Here is a 16,357-nt window from a genome sequence, read left to right as displayed (position 1 = left end):
ATCAATATTTCCAATGTCTTCATCGTAATGCAAAAAGACGCCGAACGCAACGTTTCCCGCCGCGCGGCGCCCCTGCTTTATTTGATTGGGACCGAGATGTCTTGCAGAACATACCCATAATATTGATCCACATCCAGAGTCAGCGGCTGAGCGTAGTCTGCATTCGGAATATGGAAGTAATAATGACCGGTTTCTTCCTCACTTATACGAATGGATACATAATTCTGCTTTAGTATATCTCCGTATTCAATCGGATAGCTCTGGCCTGACGCATCCCGGAACGTTCCTCCGTATTCAAACAGTCTGTATCCGCCATAGCTGGCTCCGTCTAAAGGCGTGTTTAGCCGCATATCGAACCGAAGATCAATCCCGTCATGCCACATGTTGGCCTCCCCCAAGGATAGCCGCTCATCAGGAGCGCTGATCATCAACTTCTTGTCGGTATCAATGACCACCTTCATGTCACGGTCGTTCATCATCAACCCTCTGGCCACCAGCGTGAGAGATTTCACCTTCTCGAATGCGCCAATCTGGAAGTGTCTTCGGAGCGAGCTGTCTAAATCACCCATTCCCGCCTGCGTCGCGTAGCTTCGTCCCCGTTCATCTACCAATCGCAAATCGATGAAATCGACAAGACGCTTCTGATTAGCGGGATCCCCCTCGAAGTCCACTGTAACCTGAAGCGGCGTAATGCTTGCCTTCGTCAGCTTAATCTTCTGGCCCGCCACCTCAATCGTCGCATTCAAGTCAAACGTTTCTTCCAACTCGGCAAACTTCTGGTGATCGATCGCGATTTTGACTTCAAGCCACTCTTCTCCCAGCTTCATCATGACGTGAAGCTCTCTTGGAATCGTCTCTCCCGGTGATACGCGAATATCGAGATAGTCCTGAACGATCCCCTCCTTCTGAGTGGCATCCCGGAAGAAATGGGAGCTTGCAGACATCGCCTGAAGATCTTCCCCGCTCCCATCCTTCAGTTTGTACGGCAGAAAAGTCATATTCTCTTCCGTTATGTCCGGTCCCTCCGCTGTATACAGAAGTACGATCCGCTGTGAATCCGCTAATATGCCATTAACGGTAAACTTATAGCCTTTTCTCTCATCGGACTGATTCAAAAGTTGGAAGTATTCATGATCTAGGGCGGTCTTTAAGGAGCGATCATAGGACACCAATTCCACAAACCGTCCAAACCCCGGAATCTCCTTCATGATGGCAGCAAAAGCAGGCGAGATCCGAACAAAAGCCGTCAGCGAAAGCATAAGACAAATGGCGGCGATGCCCACCTGGAGACTAATCCGTCTCCTTCGAGTCGAGACGCTGCGTCTGCGGCCATTCATATGACCATTGCGAAGGGCAAGGTCCAATCGATCCGCCAAGCCCGATTCCTTATTCAAGGCGATCTCCCTGTCCACTCGTTGAACATCACTTCTAATGCTATTTAGCAGTTGGTCCATCCCCGGGTGATGGTCCAGCTCTTCACACTCTCTCAAGCTATGACTGCTGTTCTGTAACTCGCCCGGCCCATTCGGCCGATCATCCCCCTCAGCGCCTTCCCCAGCCTTCTTCCACGACTCGCTCATGTCCGATGCCCTCCTTTCCACGCTCCATATCCTGTCTCAATTGCTTCAGTGCCTTATGCAGCCATGTGCGGATCGTGCCATCAGGCCTCTCAAGAAGCTCCGCGATCTCCATTACAGTCATATCCCGATAATATTTCAGCACGACAATCATTCGGTATCGCGGCGGCAGCTTCGCTATCTGCTCTGCCATCCCGATGCGCTCGATCGTCCGGTCCGACTCAGCCGTCCGGTCCAATCTCTCATTGGGGGACGGTAGCTCCCGCTTTCGCTTCTTGCGCTCATCCATGCAAACATGGATTAAGATCCGTATCATCCATGTTGCGAAATATCTCGTCTCCCGGATGCTTCGTCGCTTCATCCAGACGCGGCATACTGTCTCCTGCACGGCCTCCAGCGCATCTGTCTCGTTGCGCATATAGGCGTAGGCAATACCGTACATTTTGCCCTTCTCCCGCTCTATTCGCTCCAGCAACGCATCATCGTCCTTGCGCAGATCCGCGTCATTGCGCTCATCATGCCCCATCTCTTCCCCCCGCTCCTGCCTTGCTGCCGTCTTTGTATGCATTAGACGGTTCAACCCCGCAAACGGTTTTCCTCCTCCGAAAAAAACTAAAAAAGAGCCTCCGGAATGAACCGGAGACTCCTTGTTATAATCAGCTATTAGTTCTCGAAAATGTTCAGTTCTGTCTCTTTGTCGAACAAATGTACTTTGTTCATGTCCAGAGCCAGCTTCACGCTTGCGCCATCACGGATAGCGGAACGGCCGTCTACGCGGGCGATAACCGTGTCGGTACCGATACCGTTCAGGTACAGATACATTTCGTGACCAAGGTTCTCAGCAACCTCAACGTTCGCGTTCACGATCGAGTTAGGGGATGCTTCCAGGAATACAGGCTCTTCATGAATGTCCTCAGGACGTACGCCCATGATAACTTCTTTACCGATGTAGCCTTTGGAGCGAAGCGTAGCCGCTTTGCCTTCAGGTACAGACACGTCTACGCCAGCCGCTTTGAAACGTACAGCGCCGCCTTGCTCAGACAGTGTGCCTACAATAAAGTTCATGGATGGAGCGCCGATGAACCCTGCTACGAAGATGTTCTTCGGATTGTTGTAAAGCTGCTCCGGAGAATCCGTTTGTTGAATGAAGCCGTCTTTCATAACGACGATGCGATCGCCCATTGTCATGGCTTCGATCTGGTCATGCGTTACGTAGATTGTAGTTGTTTCCAGACGTTTAGTCAGTTTGCTGATCTCCGCGCGCATTTGGCCACGAAGTTTAGCATCAAGGTTGGAAAGCGGTTCGTCCATCAAGAATACTTGTGGCTCACGAACGATCGCACGGCCCAAGGCAACACGCTGACGCTGACCGCCGGAAAGTGCTTTTGGCTTACGGTCAAGCAAATGCTCGATATCAAGAATTTTAGCAGCTTCACGAACGCGTTTGTCGATGTCTGCTTTTTTGAATTTACGAAGTTTAAGACCGAATGCCATGTTTTGGTACACGTTCATGTGCGGATACAGGGCATAGGATTGGAATACCATCGCGATGTCGCGATCTTTAGGAGCAACGTCGTTCACAAGACGGTCGCCGATGAACAATTTACCTTCCGAGATTTCTTCAAGACCTGCGATCATACGAAGAGTCGTCGATTTACCGCAACCGGATGGTCCGACCAATACGAGGAATTCTTTGTCCTGGATGTCTAGGTTTACATCGGTTACAGATGCTTTGTCCGAACCCGGATATTTTTTGTAAATGCCTTCTAAGCGTACGCCTGCCATGATCAATTTCCCCCTAAAAAAGAATTTCGATATGCATCTATCTTATCCCACAGGGAGACAGATGACTATGCACATACCTTACAAAAAATTTAATTCCTTTTCGTAACTTTGTACAATAGCAAAATGATCTTCACGAGAACGGCGTCTCGAAACTGTCTGACGTCGAGTCCTGTCTCCTGCTTCAGCTTGTCCAGCCGATAGAGGAGTGTATTGCGATGAATATACAGCTTCTTGGCCGTCTCGCTGACATTGCAGTCGAGGGAGAAGAAGGTGTCCAGCGTGCTGAGCATCTCCGATTCCACAAACAAATCCGCGCGCTTCAGCGATTGCTCCAAATACTTGGACCGGTTCGACTCCGGGATCGCGTTAAGCAGTCTCTCCAGTTGCAGCATCCATGGAAGATGAATGTTGGTTCCAACATGGAATTTGCGGCCCAGATGGATCGTCTCCCGCATTGTAATGGCGGCCTCAACCATGCCTTTCGCAGGAGATACGGGATGCGTAACGGCCAGATGACATTCACCCAGCCATTCGCTTGCGAGCATCTCATGCAGACCGATCGCAATGGAAGCCAGACTGTCTTCCATCGTTTCTTCCTCCGCGAGCTCATGCATCTCCGCATCTTCATCCTTCAATAGAGACATCGGTCCCCATATAAGCCATTCCCGGCTCTTAAGCGGAATTAGCAAGATATCGTCAGAGAGAAAGGAGCGCAGCAGCTTCTCCAGCTCCGGATAGACATCCTGCTTGACACTGGATTGCTCAGCTACAAGCAGGAACGGAATCATATCATGATACAAGCGATTGCCTACGGTGAGATGATCAGGCAGTGAATAGACCGGCTCCTCGGCTTCAAGCTGCTTCTGCAGCCATTCCCCCAGCTTGAACGCCAGCTTTTCAGATTCCGAGGCTCCCGTGTCTCCATATGGCTTCGATCCGCTGGATGCATGACGCAAGGACCAACTGATCAGCTCCTTATCCTTCGCTTCCAGATTGCGTGCTTCCATCTCCAGGACGGACAGCTGCTTCTGGCTGGTCTCCGCAACGACCCAAAGCTTTCCATTATGTTCGATCCAAATCCCCGCCGACATGGCACCATCAATGAATGGCTCAGAAGCCGCTTCCGCTCCTTCGGCGGCCGCTTTCCATTCCGCCGGTTTCATGGTCAATACCGCTAACGGCCTGTTCAAAATACGTTCCAGAGGCTTTACCCATTCATATGTGCTCATTTAAGTTCCACTCCCATGAAATTAAGCGCTCTTTTTCGTCCATTTTATCATATCATTCTGCTGTATTCAGCCTCGTCCGGCGTTTGACCGGATCAGCCATTCATGGTACTCTTTTTTACATAGAAAACTTATCGGATAAGACAACTATATCTGACTGCTCTTACGTATATACGTGCTTACTATAAAGGAGATGCAAATTCATGTCCAACTCTATTGTAATCATATCCGGAAGCCCGAACGCAACATCGCGTCTGAACGGAATTGTAGACTTTATTAGAAGAGAGCTTGATCTTAAGGGCTACCCGTCGAAGATGATTACGGTCGTAACTTTGCCTGCGGAGGACCTCGTTCATTCCCGCTTCGGCAGCCCGGCGATTGTAGAGGCCAATAGACTGGTAGAGGAAGCGTCGGCTGTCATTATTGCCAGCCCGGTATACAAGGCTTCTTATACAGGCGTATTGAAATCCTATATTGATCTGCTGCCTCAGAAGGGACTGGAGGGCAAGCTCGTATTGCCGTTGTTCATTGGCGGTACGCTCGCGCATCTGCTGTCCATCGATTATTCCCTCAAGCCTGTACTGGCATCCATGGGCGCGCGCCACTTCATCAAAGGCATTTATGCTACGGATAACCAAGTGAGCCGCATTCAGGACGGGAGCAACGAAACCAAGTTCGAGATCAACGAAGAGCTTACCGAGAGACTGCAAGCTTCGGCACAGGAGCTGATCGAAGAGCTGACTCTGCGCAGCCGCGCTGTCCAATAAATGAAATGAAAGAAGCTGCTCAACGAGTCCCTGCGACTCATGAGCAGCTTCTTTTTTCGCGAGTTTTAGAAACTCTTCCAATCTGGCCGTGTTCATGCGAGCATCTAATAAGGTTTCAATAATAGCTCATCTTGTTCGTAGTAAGGATGTAACGATTAGCTGCGAGCTTGAATCTCATCGATGAATGTCCATGCGCTGCTTGCCGGAACGACTTCTACTTTAATATAACGACCCGACACGCCGGACAGTCCGGTTACACGATAAGCTTTGGTTTGATCGGAGCTGCTGACCGCTGGCTTCTCGACCGTTCCGGCATTCGTAAAGTTGATATTATCGCTGGAAACGGAGAAGCGCACTTCCTTAGGCAGCAATACATAGACGGATTTCACTTGCAGGAAGTTGGCATTCAATTCGCTGATCGCGCGCACTTGCCCCAAATCGATGACGAAGCTGTAAGAACTTGCGCTATTGCGGCCTTGCCATGCTCCATCTACATAAGACGCCAAGCCATAAGCTCCGTTCGTAAGCTCCGTGCCTCTCGTATCCGGATAAGCGGCATCCGCAGGCATCGAGGATGTATAAGACTTTCCTGCGGACCAAATATTCGGATAGATCGTTCCTGCCGGAGTTGCTACGGATACAGCCGATGACAGAGCCGACAGATTACCTGCCGCGTCAAAGGCACGCACGGCATACGTATACGAGGTTCCCGGCGTCAGCTGCTTATCGACAAAGTTGACTGTAGCGGTATAGCTGGCATGGACCAGCTCACCATTGCGGTATATTTGATAGCCTACTACACCGGTATTGTCTGTCGAGCTGCTCCAGTTCAAGTTAACCGTCATAGAATCCGCTGCGGTCGCCGTTAATCCCGACGGGATTGTTGGTGCGGATGAATCCATGATACCGGTAGCTACGTAATCCGCATAAGTCTCATAATATAACGGATTAACAGTCTGAGGACTCATGTAATGGTTGAAGCTGAAGCTCGTATAATGACTGACATACGGCTCTACCGCCAGCATATTGTCCAGCATAAGCCTCATATCCATCGGCCTGAAGTCCATATTGAACGTCTCCGTATCAGCCCATAGCGCCGTGCCCGGGCTCGAAGCGGTGATGGCGTTTTTCGTCGCAGTAAACCAGCTTGCCAGATCGGACGTTGCCGCATGACCGGCTCCGATGCCATCCTGCAAGGCAAGGATGTCGATGTCTGTGCGGCTCAGAATATAATTCCACATTGTCTGCCAGCCGGACGGATTCAGCCCGCCGGATACATTGTAGAACGGTGAAATCATAATCGGGAGTCCTGGCGACACAGTGTGAGCCACTGTTGTGACATCATTATAGAAGTCCGCCATACGCTGCCAGGAGGTTGCATCAGGCAAGTTCCAATTGTCTACCTCGAAGCTTAAATACCAGCCCTTGAAGGAGTCATAGCTGCTGTATTGATTCCACAGATCCTCAATCAATTCGCCGGCTATGCCCGCTTCTTCATCCAGCCATGCCACATTGTTCGTATAATTGGCGAACCATTCATGATTAAGCTGAAGACCGATATAGATATCGAGACCGTATTCCTCGCCCATCTGAAGCGCCTTCGCGACAACATCTTGCGATGTCTCTTGAGTCAGGCTTGATACAGTTGTCGGATAGACGGCTGTACCGAACTCCGTATTCGCCGACCATTGCAGGATCAGATGATCCATGCCGACATCCTTCATATACTGGAATTCATCTTCCCACTGCGTGTTGCTCCACTGGTCGCCAAGCTCCGGCTGCAGGAACGAGCCGTTTAATTTCAGCACATTCGCAGGGGCAGGCACTTCCTCCAGCACTTTCCACTCGTCAACGAAAGACCAGCTGCCCGGTGTGCCGGATACAGTCATCTTCACATACCGAGCCGTTGCAGGCGCTGCGGAATCGCATGAATAGGTCAGACGCACGATATCGTTGCCCGCTCCCTGCTGTCCTACGGAACATGCCGGCTGATAAACGGCATTATCTGCGGAGTAGCTGTACTCCACGCTCGTTGGAGCAGGAATGCCGCCTCCCGCATACTTGAAGAATCCTGCTTCAAACCGTTGGAACGTCTGCGCTGTACCCAAGTCAACAGTGAAGGAGTAGCTGCCTGGCGTAAGCCTTCCCTGCCATGCGGCATCAGCAAGCAGCGGCGCTGCTGTGATACCGTCCGTCAGCTCTGCACCTCCGCTATCCGGGTAGGAGGCATTCGCTGCCATACTGGAAGTGTAGCTTTTCCCGGCGATCAGATTCGCGCTGGCTGCGTCAGCCCTCTCAAGCCCTAGAGGATTAAACCCTACGACAATCATCGTCAAACACAATACTTTGACCAACTGGACTCTTGCACTTCGCAACCATAATTCCGTCTTCATGAATCGATCTCTCCTTTGAATTAGGATGGTTCGATCCAGCTAGAAAATTCGGATGTATTTATCATGAAGCCAGCACTGATTCTCAGGCATAGATCCGTACAATGGAATACGGGCTAACGGTTAACGCTTTAAGGCTGCCAGGGCGGCCCCAATGACTCCAGCTTGTCTGCCCAGCTGTGCGGCGACAAGGGCTACAGGTTCAGGCCGCTGATACACGGGCATCACTCCTCTGCTCAACAAAGTCTGAATCCGCTCCAGCAGGAATGTGTCTTGCCCGGCCACAATGGCTCCGCCCAGCACGATAGCAGGCGGATTGTAGATATGGATGAGACCGGTCAGACCGGCCGCTACATACTCGCAATATTGATTCACGATGGCTAGCGCTCTTGGGTTGCCTTCTCTCGCATAGCGGAACAGCGTCTCAGGCTCCTCCCAAGGTCCGTCTTCCCATTGCTCATAGGCGAGCTTCTTCAGCCCTGTCACCGAAGCATAGGATTCCCAGCAGCCCCGATTGCCGCAGCTGCACTCGCGGCCGCCCATAGAGATAACCATATGGCCGAATTCGCCGGCATAGCCCTCTCTGCCGCCATATACGCGGCGCTCGCTAATCCAGCAGCCGCCTACGCCAGTACCGAGCGCGACGCACAGGAAGTCCTCCCATTCGCGTCCCGCTCCCAGCCAAGCTTCCCCTACCGCAATCATGTTGACATCGTTGTCCACTACGACAGAAAGTCCTGTCTCTCTGCCGATACGCTCTCCAAGCGGCATGCCTGCCCAGCCCGGGAGCGTTGCGGTCGCGCCCATTACGATACCGCTGGCGCGCTGAACCTGGCCTGCGCTGCCGATTCCTACGCTCACCAGCTGTAAATTCAAGTCCGGGGAAGCCTGCATCGCCTGCTCTGCAATAGCGGACAGCTTGTTCAGCAGTTCATCCGGTCCTCGTTCCGACTCGGTAGGCATGAGTCCCTCCAGCAGCACTTCGCCGTTCTCTGCGACGATGCCCCATTTGATATTTGTGCCTCCGAGATCGATTCCTAATGCGCAACGCATCGGCTTCATTCCTTTCCGACAAGCTCAGGGCTTTGGGTGAGCCCGTCTACGAATTTCTTCGTAATCGCCTCCGGACGCGTGATGGCGCTGCCGATGACGACTGCATGAGCGCCAAGCAGCAGACATTGGTACGCTTGCTCCGGCGACTGAATTCTGCCTTCAGCGAAGACCGGGATCGATACCCGACGCGCCAGCTCCTCGACCAGATTGAAATCCGGCTCCTGCTGTTGAGGCGAATATTCCGTATATCCTGATAGAGTTGTAGAAATGATATCAAATCCCATTGCTTCCGCCTGCATCCCTTCCTCGATAGTCGAGACATCCGCCATAAGCAAGCAGTGCGGATATTCTGATCGAAGCAGCGCGACGATGTCAGCAAGACTTTCCTCTCCCGGACGGCGGCGCGAAGTTGCGTCAATCGCAATCACATCAGCCCCCGCCTCGGCAACGGCAAGCGCCTCTTTGCTGGTTGGGGTAATATAAACCTGCGAATCGTCATAGCGTTCCTTCCATATCCCAATGATAGGAAGAGCGAGAGATTCCTTAATAGCGGCAATATCCGCCGGTGAGTTGGCGCGGATGCCGACAGCTCCGCCCTCCCGGGCTGCGATTGCCAGCTTTGCCATGGTGTCGGAGCCGAATAACGGCTCCCCTGCATACGCCTGACAGGAGACGATTAGCCCGCCACTGAGAGCTTGTATTAGGTCCTTTTTCATATCTGTTACACTCCTTACGTACGGAAACATCAACCCTTGATTCCTGTCAAAGTAATACCTTCTATAAATTGCTTTTGTGCAAAAAAGAACATAATGATTAGAGGCAGGGTGAACAGGGCCGAAGCCGCCATCAGGAGTCCCCACTCCGTGTAATGCTCAGCCAGGAAAGCCTGCAAGCCCAGCGTCAGCGTATACATATCCGCGTTGTTCAGATACAGCAGCGGCCCCATGAAGTCAGACCATGTATACAGAAACGTGAAGATCGCGACGGCTGCTAGAGCCGGACGGCATAGCGGAAGAATCATCGTGACATAGATACGGGACTCGGATGCGCCGTCGATGCGCGCTGCCTGGATAATGGTATCCGGGATGGACATAAAGAACTGTCTGAGCAAGAAAATATAAAGCGGCGCACCCGTGAAAGTCGGGATAATGAGCGGCCAGTAGCTGCCGGTCAGTCCAAGATCCTTGAAGATCATATAGATCGGAATCATGGTTACCTGGAATGGGAGCAGCATGGTTGCAATCACAATCGGGAAGATCCACTTGCGCCCGCTCCATTCAATCTTCGTAATGGAATAAGCGACAAGCGGAGCCGCGAACAGCTGTCCCACCACACTCGCGAGCGTAACGAGCAACGTGTTCAAGAAGTATTTTGCAAACGGGATGATCTCGAATACATCCTTGTAGTTGCTCCACTGGAACACCTCTGGCCATATAGTTAACGGGAAGGTCGATATTTCTTCCAACGACTTAAGCGATGTCAGCAGCATCCAGAGGAACGGCGCCAGGAAGGCAATCCCGATCACGACCAGAATGCTATGGACGGGTAGGCTCTTTTTAAGTTTGATCGACTTCATCTTATTCGCCTCCGTAGGTGACCCATTTTTTCGAAGAACGGAAGATGAGCCATGTAATAATGCCAGCTATGATGAACAAGATCCATGCCATAGCGGAAGCTTTGCCCATTTTGAAGTAAATAAAGGCATTGTGGTACAAGTACATCGCATACATCAAGAGCGAATTCTCAGGTCCGCCGCTGCCCGGCAGATTGAGTGCGCTGCTCGATACAACAAAGTATGCTTGTGTGAAATATTGCAGATTATTGATCACTTGCATAATCAGCTGGAATAGAATGATCGGCGAAATGGTTGGAATCGTTATGCTCCAGAATTGGCGCCACTTGTTCGCTCCGTCGATCTGAGATGATTCATACAGCGATTGCGGAACCTCCTGCAAGGAAGCCAGGAAGATAATCATCACATTGCCCGAAGCCCATAGTCCCATCATCACCAGCGAGAATTTGCTTAAGCTCGGATCAGCGAGCCAGTTCGGTCCCGGCAGTCCGACCATACTGAGCAAGTCGTTGAGCAGGCCGTATTGCGGATTCAGAATCCACATCCACAGCAGCGATGTTGCTGCGAGCGGTACAATCGTCGGGATGTAATACACTGTGCGGTATATCGACAAACCTCTAATTTTCGTATTAAGCAATAATGCCACTAGTAAGGAGAAGAACAAGTTAATCGGCGTGCTTACTACTGTCAGGTACAGCGTGTTCTTCACGCTTTTCCAGAATAGATCGTCTCCCATAAGCTCCTTATAGTTATCGAATCCTACAAATTCGGGAGACTGAAAAATATTGAAGCTCGTAAAGCTGTAATAGAATGATGCCAATAACGGATACAGCGTAAAAGCGAGAAAGCCTAATAGCCAGGGACTCGCGAATGCTAACCCGATCCAAGTTTTTTTCTTCATGGTTGCTCCCCCTGAAGTCTACTTTCCCCATCATAAGTTCTGTACCGCTTCACCTTCCGGCAAAGCGGTACACGTAGCTGACTTCACGATTCCTTATTTCAGCAGATTGGCGGACTTGTCTTTCATCGTCTTCATCGCTTCTTCTGCAGTCTTCTTGAAGTTCACGGCAAGCTCGAATTCATCCGTAATGACTTTGCCGTAAGAGCCTTGCTCACCGAAAGTAGGGAATGACTTCAAATTCGGATTTTTGGCTGCTTCTGCGAAAGCTTGGAAATCTGGAATGTCCTGCAGCGCCGGATCGTCATACGCCGAAGTTCTGGCAGGCAGATTGGCGAACTTGTCATTGAATTTCACCATGTTGTCCTTCGACATCAGCCAGCTCATGAATGCCCATGCGCCGTCTTTATTTTTCGCATTGCTTGGAATAAAGAAGGTCGATGCGCTCACTTCGCCGCCGCCAGCCAGCTCAGGCTTGCCCGCAGGTGCAGGATATGGCGCTATGCCATAATCGATGTCCTTCTTCAGTACGTTTTTCACCGTATGTCCGAACCACGGTCCATCGAATCGAATGGCTTGATTGCCTTGAATGAACGGATCCGTTGCATCCAGATACTTGGCGGACGAGTTGAACTTCAGGATATTATCAGAGCCGAATTGCTTGCGGTAAGCCTGCATCAGCTCGATGCCCTTCTTCATGCCCTCGTTGTCAGGCGTCAAAGTCTTGCCGTCTTCGGAGATGAAGTCACCGCCCATGGCAAAGGCCATGCTGTTCGTGTAATACACGTTCGGGAAGTCCGGGAAGCCCATTACTTTGATCGTGCCGTCGGCATTGGTCTCCGTCAGCTTGATCGCATATTCCAGCAATTCTTCTTCCGTCTGAGGCGGTCCGTCATAACCGGCTGCCGCCAGCAGCGCTTTGTTGTAGAACATCATATTGAAGTTGACGTTAATCGGAAGCGCATACAACTTGCCGTCGTAGCGGCCGGAATCCAGCGCCGCTGGCACGAAGTCAGAGATATCGTAGTTGTCTCGCTCGATATATTCGTCAAGCGATTCCAGCATGCCCTTCTCCACGTAGGAAGCCGTGTTATTGCTGAAGTTATCCGTTACATCCGGTCCCTCTCCGCTGGAGATTGCTACGATGATCTTCTGCATATCCGGTACGGACAAGCCTTTCACTTCGTATTGCTCTTGGCTTGCATTGAACTCGGAGATCAGTTGCTCTACATACTCTCCTTCAACGCCGCCCCATAGATACCAGAAGCTAACCTCTGTCTTTTTGCCCGATGAGCCGTTGCTGCCTTTGTCCGTGCTGGAAGGGCTGCCGCTATTATTGCCATTCCCGCAAGCAACAAGCGCAGCGGTCAGAATTAAGGCAAGCGTCGTCGTGACCCATTTTCTCTTCAACATAATTCGTTCAATCCCCCTAAGTATGAAGTAATGATGAAGTTCCTGGAGCTATTATACCCCCGGTCGAGTCCGATTGTAAAGGATATTTCCTTTTTATTTTTTAATTTAGGAGGAATACTCCAAAATTGAATGGAGGGAAGTCATTTTAGTAGAAGCATAGCTCCATTAGCTCTGCTGGCTCTCCAGCAAGAATCCGATTTCGAACATCCGCTTCCATGGCGTGGATACCTTCGATATCGTTAGCGTTCCATCATAAGGGATATAATCATTCATGAATTGCTGCAAATGTTCCTCAATCAGACCCTCCACTTCCTCCTGTACATGCTCGATGTGGAAATAAGAGGCCTGCAGCTCCGGCAGAAGCTTGTCGGTAATATGCTGACGTACGACAGACTGATAGCCCCAGTCCTCGATAAGCCGGTAGTAATAATACATGCGGCTTGCCGCATCCTTAGACGGATCGAGCTGCGGCTGCGCACGGTTATAGGCCGTAATGATCGCATGGGAGATCACCGTACCGAGCGCATTGCCAGACGTATTCCATGCCGCATAACCATCCAGCTTCTCTAACAAGCCTTTTTTCGCAAGCAGCTTCATCAGAATGTCATCCCCGCCATTGCATAGAGCTACGTCACCCAGCACCGTTACTTTTCCTTGACGCGCATATCGGTCTATTGCGCTTGCGAATTCACGCATATTCACTTCGGAGAAGTAAGAGTGATGACGCGCATCATAGCGATCTGTCGTCTCGCCTACAGTTACTCCGCTAGTAGCAGGGGAATGAACCATCAAGAAGATATCTGGCGCCTCAAATCCATCCGCTACGTAGGCTCCCGATGCCGTAATGTGATGCTTCATGCTTTCGTTCAAGCTGCGATCCTCATATTTGGGTACGATGGCTGGACCGAGCGTTGAAGAGTATCTGATGTGAATCAAAGGTTCGTACTGATGAATCTCGCAGAAGATACGACTGAACATTGTACATCCGATTTCATCCGCACCTGGGTATACGGCTATCCGGTCAAGTAAATTGCACTCCTGAATGAGATGCACGAGATTCCGCTGCTCGGAAGAGGTATATCCGTATAAAGAGTTGTCATCCAGCGGAACAACCAGATAATCGATGATTCCCTCGTCCACTAGTGATACAGAGCGTTGATTCAACTGCTTGTTCACTGCTCGTCTGCCCAAGAAATCATCAAAAATATCGCTCGGCACCGTTCCTTCGATTTGTGCCAGCCGTTCCTCTTCAACTTGGCTCAGTCCGTCTCGCTTGCGCTTATCCGTCAGCCACCCGAATTCATACAGCTCCCGGCCGTAATCGGCATAATAATCGGGTTCTTCCTCGCTGCTCGAATAGGCAGGGGCTCTTGTAATGAGGTGGAAGGCATACAGTTTTAAGGATGGATTCCCTGCTTTTATTTCTCGCAATACGTTTATTCTTCGTTCCAGTTCTGCCAGATCGAGCTGATGAAGCCTGGAAGGTACGATCCCCCCATACAGCATCATATCGACACTGATTAAGGCGTAATCTGCGTCAGCGGACTCCTTGCGCAGCCAATGAGCTACGGCTTCGGTGTTCGCAGACTTTTTCTTATCCCCGAGAATATCTCGTCCTGGCACAGCCATATGGAGATCCGTCATGCCTGCCAAGTATAGCGGATAGTCATAATTGCATGGCCTTTCATCCAGTGGTACATATACGATCTTGTTCATAAGATGCGCTCACTCCTGTTCGTTAATAAAAAATCCATACGACCAAAGGTACGCATGGATAATTACTTCATATTAATATTATAGTACGGAGAATTGCTCCATTACAATCCTTTTAATAAATTTTATGGACAACAGCCATGGAGGTTTTCTCCAACGCATCGTAAGCCTTGGTCCGGTAGCGGATTGCCGTTGCAGTGGTCAGGATATCCAGGACATGAATCTGAGATAGCTTAGACGAGAAGGCGCCGCCTTGCAGCGGAGTTTCCCTAGATTTGGAGAGCAGCACCACATCTGCGTATTGTGTCAGAGGCGAACGCAGATGGCTGGTCAGACAAATAAAGAAAACCGACTTTTGCTTCGCAATCTTGACAGCGTCCACGATATCCTTTGTACTGCCAGAGGTCGATACGGCAAATAGAACATCGCCTTCTTCCATCAGAATAGCGTTCATTGCCATGATATGAGGATCGGTCACAACCTCGGTATTATACCCCAATCTCATGAAACGGTACTTGCCGTCCATAGCGGTATTAGCTGATGATCCGACACCGAAGAAGTACAGCTTCTTCGACTGCCCGATCGCATCGATGGCCTTCTCCATTTGTTCCATGTCGAGAAGATTAAGCGTGTTTTCGATCGACTTCGTATTTTCCGCCGTTATTTTAGCTGCAATTTCATGAAGATTATCGGATTCATCAATTTGACTGTGCACGTTTTTGATCGGAACGACCAAATCCTGAGCCAACGCCAGCTTGAATTCTTGATAGCCCTTAAAACCGATCTTGCGGCATAAGCGTAAAACCGAGGTTTCCCCCACTCCAGCCATCTCGGCTAAGTCTGTTAATGTCACATAAACGACCGCTTCCGGATCCTTCCGAATGACGTCCGCAATTTTCTTCTCTGTCTTGGTCAGCGATTCGTAGATGCTGGATATCACTAATAAGGTATTGGCACCTTCGGAGAAACCTTTAAGCTTGGACATTGCATACACTCCTCAAATTGAAGAAATATTCCACTTTATAAAATAATAATAGACTTTCGCTCCACAACTTTCAAGTATAATCGGTTGGCAAATAAAAAGGCCCCTGCTAGAGGGGCCTTAAACACAAAAAAAGAGAGATTCATCTCTCTGTTCGATTACTTGTTCAGTTTTCGTAAAAAAACTGGTGAGCCATGTAGGACTCGAACCTACGACACCCTGATTAAAAGTCAGGTGCTCTACCAACTGAGCTAATGGCTCTCAAGAAGAAAGTGGTGGAGGATGATGGATTTGAACCACCGAACCCGAAGGAAGAGATTTACAGTCTCCCGCGTTTGGCCACTTCGCTAATCCTCCATGTTGCTTAGAAAAAGTGGTGGCTCGGGACGGAATCGAACCGCCGACACGAGGATTTTCAGTCCTCTGCTCTACCGACTGAGCTACCGAGCCTTACTTTATTGAAAAAATGGCGGAGCTGACGGGATTCGAACCCGCGGTCTCCTGCGTGACAGGCAGGCATGTTAGGCCTCTACACCACAGCTCCAGGATTAATATGGTGGAGGATGACGGGATCGAACCGCCGACCCTCTGCTTGTAAGGCAGATGCTCTCCCAGCTGAGCTAATCCTCCATATGGTAGCGGCGAAGGGGATCGAACCCCCGACCTCACGGGTATGAACCGTACGCTCTAGCCAGCTGAGCTACACCGCCACATGTCCCCGAAAATGTCGCTTGCAGCGCTCGGGGTCGCTTACAAGGTCAGAAAATGACATAGCCATATGTCATGTGCAACTTTTATCCTTTGGATGAAGCTTGTCCATCCTGAGAAAAGAATTGCGCCCTGAAAACTGGATACGAAAGTAACTGTTGAATCATCCTTAGCAGTAGGATAAGCCCTCGACCGATTAGTATTCGTCAGCTCCACACATTGCTGTGCTTCCACCCCGAACCTATCAACCTCGTCGTCTTCAAGGGGTCTTA

The 16,357-nt window shown here is 50.5% G+C and carries 13 protein-coding genes, 6 tRNA genes and 1 rRNA gene; 1 reads left to right on the top strand and 19 read right to left on the bottom strand.

Translation table 11 applies throughout. The annotated features are described in order from the left end of the window. Positions 1-77 precede the first annotated feature (77 nt). From AC0YNW_RS06670 to AC0YNW_RS06655, 4 genes are all read right to left on the bottom strand, one after another. Positions 78-1,580: a DUF4179 domain-containing protein gene (locus tag AC0YNW_RS06670; RefSeq protein ID WP_475831288.1), complete on the bottom strand. Its 1,503-nt coding sequence runs from the start codon at positions 1,578-1,580 to the stop codon at positions 78-80. After that, positions 1,543-2,145 carry a sigma-70 family RNA polymerase sigma factor gene (locus tag AC0YNW_RS06665; protein WP_475831287.1) on the bottom strand — a complete coding sequence of 201 codons (603 nt, stop codon included), beginning with the start codon at positions 2,143-2,145 and terminating at the stop codon, positions 1,543-1,545. The genes AC0YNW_RS06670 and AC0YNW_RS06665 overlap by 38 nt, the downstream gene beginning before the upstream one ends. A gap of 95 nt (positions 2,146-2,240) precedes the next feature. After that, entirely contained in the window at positions 2,241-3,362 is a 1,122-nt protein-coding gene (locus AC0YNW_RS06660) for an ABC transporter ATP-binding protein (RefSeq protein WP_387477640.1), read from the bottom strand. An 89-nt stretch (positions 3,363-3,451) separates the two neighbouring features. Further along, positions 3,452-4,591, bottom strand: coding sequence for a PucR family transcriptional regulator (locus tag AC0YNW_RS06655; RefSeq protein WP_475831286.1), 1,140 nt, complete (start codon positions 4,589-4,591; stop codon positions 3,452-3,454). Positions 4,592-4,791: 200 nt separating this feature from the next. Here AC0YNW_RS06655 and ssuE point away from each other — a divergent pair, with 200 nt between their 5' ends. Beyond that, positions 4,792-5,355: an NADPH-dependent FMN reductase gene (ssuE, locus tag AC0YNW_RS06650; protein ID WP_387477636.1), complete on the top strand. Its 564-nt coding sequence runs from the start codon at positions 4,792-4,794 to the stop codon at positions 5,353-5,355. 155 nt (positions 5,356-5,510) lie between these two features. On the opposite strand, the gene AC0YNW_RS06645 is transcribed toward ssuE, so the two are convergent. The 15 genes from AC0YNW_RS06645 to AC0YNW_RS06575 all read right to left on the bottom strand — a co-directional run. After that, positions 5,511-7,748 carry a DUF4434 domain-containing protein gene (locus AC0YNW_RS06645; protein WP_475831285.1) on the bottom strand — a complete coding sequence of 746 codons (2,238 nt, stop codon included), beginning with the start codon at positions 7,746-7,748 and terminating at the stop codon, positions 5,511-5,513. Between the two features lie 120 nt (positions 7,749-7,868). Then, positions 7,869-8,798, bottom strand: a complete 930-nt coding sequence (locus AC0YNW_RS06640; RefSeq protein ID WP_475831284.1) for an ROK family protein — start codon at positions 8,796-8,798, stop codon at positions 7,869-7,871. 5 nt (positions 8,799-8,803) lie between these two features. Next, the gene (locus AC0YNW_RS06635; protein ID WP_475831283.1) at positions 8,804-9,514 is read right to left on the bottom strand and encodes an N-acetylmannosamine-6-phosphate 2-epimerase; all 711 of its coding nucleotides are present in this window, start codon (positions 9,512-9,514) and stop codon (positions 8,804-8,806) included. 29 nt (positions 9,515-9,543) lie between these two features. Further along, positions 9,544-10,374 (bottom strand): carbohydrate ABC transporter permease, encoded by an 831-nt coding sequence (locus AC0YNW_RS06630; protein ID WP_387477628.1) that lies wholly within the window; start codon positions 10,372-10,374, stop codon positions 9,544-9,546. A 1-nt stretch (position 10,375) separates the two neighbouring features. After that, complete coding sequence (locus AC0YNW_RS06625) at positions 10,376-11,272, bottom strand: carbohydrate ABC transporter permease (RefSeq protein WP_119803969.1); 897 nt, start codon at positions 11,270-11,272, stop codon at positions 10,376-10,378. A 93-nt stretch (positions 11,273-11,365) separates the two neighbouring features. After that, positions 11,366-12,682 (bottom strand): ABC transporter substrate-binding protein, encoded by a 1,317-nt coding sequence (locus AC0YNW_RS06620; RefSeq protein WP_475831282.1) that lies wholly within the window; start codon positions 12,680-12,682, stop codon positions 11,366-11,368. 165 nt (positions 12,683-12,847) lie between these two features. Continuing rightward, positions 12,848-14,398: a DUF4127 family protein gene (locus AC0YNW_RS06615; RefSeq protein WP_475831281.1), complete on the bottom strand. Its 1,551-nt coding sequence runs from the start codon at positions 14,396-14,398 to the stop codon at positions 12,848-12,850. Positions 14,399-14,510: 112 nt separating this feature from the next. Next, positions 14,511-15,380, bottom strand: coding sequence for a MurR/RpiR family transcriptional regulator (locus tag AC0YNW_RS06610; protein WP_387477619.1), 870 nt, complete (start codon positions 15,378-15,380; stop codon positions 14,511-14,513). 182 nt (positions 15,381-15,562) lie between these two features. Beyond that, positions 15,563-15,638 (bottom strand) — tRNA-Lys (locus tag AC0YNW_RS06605). Positions 15,639-15,650: 12 nt separating this feature from the next. After that, positions 15,651-15,734, bottom strand: a tRNA-Tyr gene (locus tag AC0YNW_RS06600). Between the two features lie 17 nt (positions 15,735-15,751). Next, positions 15,752-15,827 (bottom strand) — tRNA-Phe (locus AC0YNW_RS06595). Between the two features lie 17 nt (positions 15,828-15,844). Continuing rightward, positions 15,845-15,921, bottom strand: a tRNA-Asp gene (locus tag AC0YNW_RS06590). 10 nt (positions 15,922-15,931) lie between these two features. After that, a tRNA-Val gene (locus AC0YNW_RS06585) sits at positions 15,932-16,007 on the bottom strand. A gap of 3 nt (positions 16,008-16,010) precedes the next feature. Further along, a tRNA-Met gene (locus AC0YNW_RS06580) sits at positions 16,011-16,087 on the bottom strand. A 174-nt stretch (positions 16,088-16,261) separates the two neighbouring features. Continuing rightward, positions 16,262-16,357, bottom strand: a 23S ribosomal RNA gene (locus AC0YNW_RS06575); the annotation flags it as partial.

Source organism: Paenibacillus sp. J31R120 (assembly GCF_056269225.1).
The sequence above is the reverse complement of the archived record's forward strand: the minus strand, read 5'-3'. Positions and strand labels throughout refer to the sequence as shown.

Coding starts and splice junctions, on each gene's coding strand:
- AC0YNW_RS06660 (WP_387477640.1), bottom strand. CDS start 3,362: ATGGCAGGCGTACGCTTAGAAGGCATTTACAAAAAATATCCGGGTTCG.
- AC0YNW_RS06610 (WP_387477619.1), bottom strand. CDS start 15,380: ATGTCCAAGCTTAAAGGTTTCTCCGAAGGTGCCAATACCTTATTAGTG.
- AC0YNW_RS06635 (WP_475831283.1), bottom strand. CDS start 9,514: ATGAAAAAGGACCTAATACAAGCTCTCAGTGGCGGGCTAATCGTCTCC.
- AC0YNW_RS06615 (WP_475831281.1), bottom strand. CDS start 14,398: ATGAACAAGATCGTATATGTACCACTGGATGAAAGGCCATGCAATTAT.
- AC0YNW_RS06625 (WP_119803969.1), bottom strand. CDS start 11,272: ATGAAGAAAAAAACTTGGATCGGGTTAGCATTCGCGAGTCCCTGGCTA.
- AC0YNW_RS06655 (WP_475831286.1), bottom strand. CDS start 4,591: ATGAGCACATATGAATGGGTAAAGCCTCTGGAACGTATTTTGAACAGG.
- AC0YNW_RS06670 (WP_475831288.1), bottom strand. CDS start 1,580: ATGAGCGAGTCGTGGAAGAAGGCTGGGGAAGGCGCTGAGGGGGATGAT.
- AC0YNW_RS06645 (WP_475831285.1), bottom strand. CDS start 7,748: ATGAAGACGGAATTATGGTTGCGAAGTGCAAGAGTCCAGTTGGTCAAA.
- AC0YNW_RS06640 (WP_475831284.1), bottom strand. CDS start 8,798: ATGCGTTGCGCATTAGGAATCGATCTCGGAGGCACAAATATCAAATGG.
- AC0YNW_RS06630 (WP_387477628.1), bottom strand. CDS start 10,374: ATGAAGTCGATCAAACTTAAAAAGAGCCTACCCGTCCATAGCATTCTG.
- AC0YNW_RS06620 (WP_475831282.1), bottom strand. CDS start 12,682: ATGTTGAAGAGAAAATGGGTCACGACGACGCTTGCCTTAATTCTGACC.
- ssuE (WP_387477636.1), top strand. CDS start 4,792: ATGTCCAACTCTATTGTAATCATATCCGGAAGCCCGAACGCAACATCG.
- AC0YNW_RS06665 (WP_475831287.1), bottom strand. CDS start 2,145: ATGCATACAAAGACGGCAGCAAGGCAGGAGCGGGGGGAAGAGATGGGG.